This is a genomic window from Verrucomicrobiia bacterium, assembly GCA_035495615.1.
Classification (GTDB): Bacteria; Omnitrophota; Omnitrophia; order Omnitrophales; family Aquincolibacteriaceae; genus DATJFP01.
Genome location: DATJFP010000032.1, coordinates 1 through 3,365 on the forward strand (window position 1 = coordinate 1; position 3,365 = coordinate 3,365).

General features: G+C 60.8%; 4 protein-coding genes. 1 reads left to right on the forward strand and 3 read right to left on the reverse strand.

The window, feature by feature from the left end; translation table 11 throughout:
* Positions 1-121: 121 nt before the first annotated feature.
* Together VL688_04005 and VL688_04010 are read right to left on the reverse strand one after the other, a co-directional pair.
* Positions 122-346: a DUF167 domain-containing protein gene (locus tag VL688_04005; protein HTL47210.1), complete on the reverse strand. Its 225-nt coding sequence runs from the start codon at positions 344-346 to the stop codon at positions 122-124.
* A 43-nt stretch (positions 347-389) separates the two neighbouring features.
* Positions 390-1,817: an ATP-binding protein gene (locus VL688_04010; protein ID HTL47211.1), complete on the reverse strand. Its 1,428-nt coding sequence runs from the start codon at positions 1,815-1,817 to the stop codon at positions 390-392.
* A gap of 91 nt (positions 1,818-1,908) precedes the next feature.
* Here VL688_04010 and pdxH point away from each other — a divergent pair, with 91 nt between their 5' ends.
* Positions 1,909-2,544, forward strand: a complete 636-nt coding sequence (gene pdxH / locus VL688_04015; GenBank protein ID HTL47212.1) for a pyridoxamine 5'-phosphate oxidase — start codon at positions 1,909-1,911, stop codon at positions 2,542-2,544.
* Here pdxH and truD read toward each other — a convergent pair.
* Positions 2,534-3,365: tRNA pseudouridine(13) synthase TruD (truD, locus tag VL688_04020; protein HTL47213.1), on the reverse strand; the 832-nt coding region annotated here is incomplete at its 5' end. The two genes, pdxH and truD, sit on opposite strands and share 11 nt — an antisense overlap.

Consider the following 3,365-nt stretch of genomic DNA (forward strand, 5'->3'; position numbering starts at 1 on the left):
GATGACTTTTCTCAGGCGCGCTTCGTTCAGCGAGAGCGTGAAGATTCCGATGACGGACACGGCACTGACCAGCGCAACGCTCACAAGCGAACACAGCCAGATTTCTTTCATCCGTCCCTTTCTAGATTTCCATCAGGACAATTTTATTTTTCGATTTATGGCCGCTTACGATCGAGAAACAGCTTTTCGGCCTGCGGAAATGGACGTGCAGGGCTTCAATCACGGCCTCATTGGCCCGGCCTTCCGCGGGAGGCGCTTTCACTGAAACGCGGAAGCGGTTTTCGCCCAGCTCGAAGACTTCCTCTTTCCGCGCGTTGGGTTTGACGGTAACGATCAGCTTGGGCATGAGACAGCGGATTATAGCAGAAAGGCCGCCGCGGTTCAGGATTCTAAGAAGGGTATTGGGGAACGACAAAAGCGAACGTGCTGCCCTTGCCGGACTGGCTTTCCACCCACAGGCGCCCGCCATGCGCCTTGATGATCTCGCGCGTGATCGAAAGACCGAGCCCCGTGCCTTTTTCCCCGTCCGTGGGCGCCGCGGAACCGTGGTTGAATTGGTCGAAGATCTTCGCGCGGTCGGCCTCGGGAATGCCCGGCCCGGTGTCCCGGATCAGGAAACGCACGAAAGAACGCTTTTCGGAAGCGGGCGTCTCGCTCTCGGCGGCCTTTCCCACGGCAATTTCGATCTTACCGCCGGCCGGCGTGAATTTCAGCGCGTTGGAAACGAGGTTGGTCAGCGCCTGCGCCAGGCGCTCGCGGTCCGCCTCGACGATGAGGGAATCGTCCTCCACGGTGACGCTCAGCTTCATCTGCTTTTGCCCGGCCCAGGAAATAAAATTGTCGCGTATCTCGCGGGCCAGCTCGGCAGCCGGAAAAAGCGACGGCCGGAGCACCATCTGCCCGGCCTGGATTTTTGAAAAGTCGAGGATCTGGTTCACCATGTCGGAGAGCTTGCGGGAATTGCGCTGGGCGATCTGCAGGTAATCTTTCTGCTCAGGCGTCACCGCGCCGAAATTTCCTTCCAGCACCGCCTCCAGCGATTTTTGGATGCAGACGAGCGGCGCGCGGAGTTCGTGCGTGATGCCCGCCATGAACTGCGTCTTGGTCTCTTCCACTCCGTGTTCCGGCACGCTTTCCGGAACCACGGTGATCATGCCCCGGGCCTCGCCCGATTCGTTTTCGATGACCGCGCTGCTGCCCCGCACAAGCTTCTGGACTTCGGGATCCTCGGTGAAAAGCGCCACGGTCTCTTCTTCCTGGTCCGCCATCTTGCGGAGCAGCGAAAGGACCTGCTCTTTCTTTTTGACCTCGGTGATGGGCTTGCCGATCACCTCTTCCTTTTTCCGGCCCAGGATCTTTTCCGCGGCCGCATCGACCAGCAGCGCGCAGCCTTGTTCATTGACCACGACGCGCCCTTCGGCAAGCGAACGCACCACGGTCTCGGTTTTCTTTTTTGCCTTGCTGACTTTCTGGAATTCGCCGGTCACGGCCGTGACTTTTTCCTGCGCTGCGGTGAGCGCCTGGTCTTTTTCCTGGATCACGCGCTGGTAGGTACGGTTCATTTCATGGCGCACCTGGTCGGTCTTGCGGTGCACTTCCTGATCCACGAAAGCGCTGACCAGCTGCAGGGCGCGGGGCATTTTGTCTTTGGGAAGATTGAGCGGGCCGAGCTGGCGTTCGAGTGCGGGAGAAAGGCCGAGGTCCGAGGCAACGCCGCTCAGCGGACGGGTAGCTTTCGGGCCGCGGGCCAGGGCATAAACGATAAGGCCGCCCGAGATGAGTCCTGCAAGAATACCGATGACGAGTAGAGGGGACATGGCGGAACCATTATAACAAATGAAAGGCCGCCGCGATACCCGCGAAAACTTGGTGGCCCGGGCCGCCTGCCCATGTTAGGATGCATCCCTTATGACGGACCCTGCGAAGCTTTTCTACGACTATTCCCATACCCCTTTGACCGAAAAAATGGCCGGTCCCGATCCTTTGCGGCTCTTTGACCGCTGGTACCGCCAGGCCGTGCGCGCCAAAGTACTGATGCCGCACGCCATGTGCCTGGCCACCGCGGGAAAAACGCCGCATGCCCGGATGGTGCTGCTCAAGGCCTACGGCAAGCAGGGCTTTGTTTTCTTCAGCAATTATCAGAGCGTCAAAGGCCGGGATCTCGCGGCCCGACCCCGGGCGGCCCTCCTTTTTTACTGGCCGCAGGTGCAGCGCCAGGTGCGCATCGAAGGCCGCGTCAAAAAAACGCCGCGGGGCGAGTCCGAGCGCTATTTTCATTCCCGGCAGAAAGAATACCAGATCGCGGCCCTGGCCTCGCACCGCCAGAGCGCGGTGATCCCGGACAGGGCCTGGCTCGACAAGCAGTACCGGGATCTGGAAAAAAAATACCGCGGCCGGGAAATCCCCCATCCCCCGAGCTGGGGCGGGTACGTCGTGGTGCCCGACGCCTTTGAATTCTGGCAGGGACAGCCGAGCCGACTTCATGACCGGATCCATTACCGCAAAAGCCGCGGGCGGTGGAAGCGCGAGAGGCTCACGCCGTAGCGGATTTTCCCACCCGGGCTTCATCGTTCATCCGATCCTTGCCGAGCTCCCGCAGCACCGACGTAGCGTAACATCCCGAGGGCAAAACCATCCGCAGTTTCAAATAATCGCCCGTCGGATCAGCGCCGGTCTCGAATGAAACCTCTTCCATCTTGAACCGCAGCGGCCTGCGGTCGCCCTGGCACGTAAACGGCCGCGCCTTTTCGAAATCCCCGCGCGCAAGTCCCGCGCCTTTCAAAATCTCTTCCTCGATGCGCAGCGGCTCTCCCGAAGCCGGGCGCATTTCGCTTCCGAACAGCGGCCCCATGGCCGAGATCTCAAAACGCAGGGCGCGCGGATTTTCGGCGGCTTGGTCATCCACGCGGAAAGCGCCGCCGCTGTCGTGCTTATGCGCCCAATCGCCTGCCCGGACCTCATCGAGGAATCCGATCCGCCGCGCCACGGCCTCGTTGAATAGCTCCGACTGCAGCGCGGACACGTAGAACTTCAGCATGCCGCGGTCCATGGAAAAAAGCGCCCGCTTGTAATCGCCGCCGTTGCGGGCAAGCATCTTGCAAATATGAAACGCCTCGGGGTATCCGCGGGGAAAAGTCGTAGCGGCTTTTTCGAATTCGCCGCGCATGAAGAGTTCCCGGGCCTCGCGCACGCCTCCCGAATCGGATTCCGAGGGATAACCCGCGATGTGGCGCGCGGCAGCCTCGTAATCCTCACGCATGAGCGCGGCGCCGGTGAGCGCGGTATCGCCGCGCATGCCGAAGCGCTGGGCCCCGAAGTAATTCGGCACGCCTTTTTCCTGAAGGCGCGACAAAACAGTCCGAAAG

Excerpts from the sequence above, each read along its gene's own strand:
- VL688_04005 (HTL47210.1), bottom strand. The coding sequence starts at position 346 with ATGCCCAAGCTGATCGTTACCGTCAAACCCAACGCGCGGAAAGAGGAA.
- VL688_04010 (HTL47211.1), bottom strand. The coding sequence starts at position 1,817 with ATGTCCCCTCTACTCGTCATCGGTATTCTTGCAGGACTCATCTCGGGC.
- pdxH (HTL47212.1), top strand. The coding sequence starts at position 1,909 with ATGACGGACCCTGCGAAGCTTTTCTACGACTATTCCCATACCCCTTTG.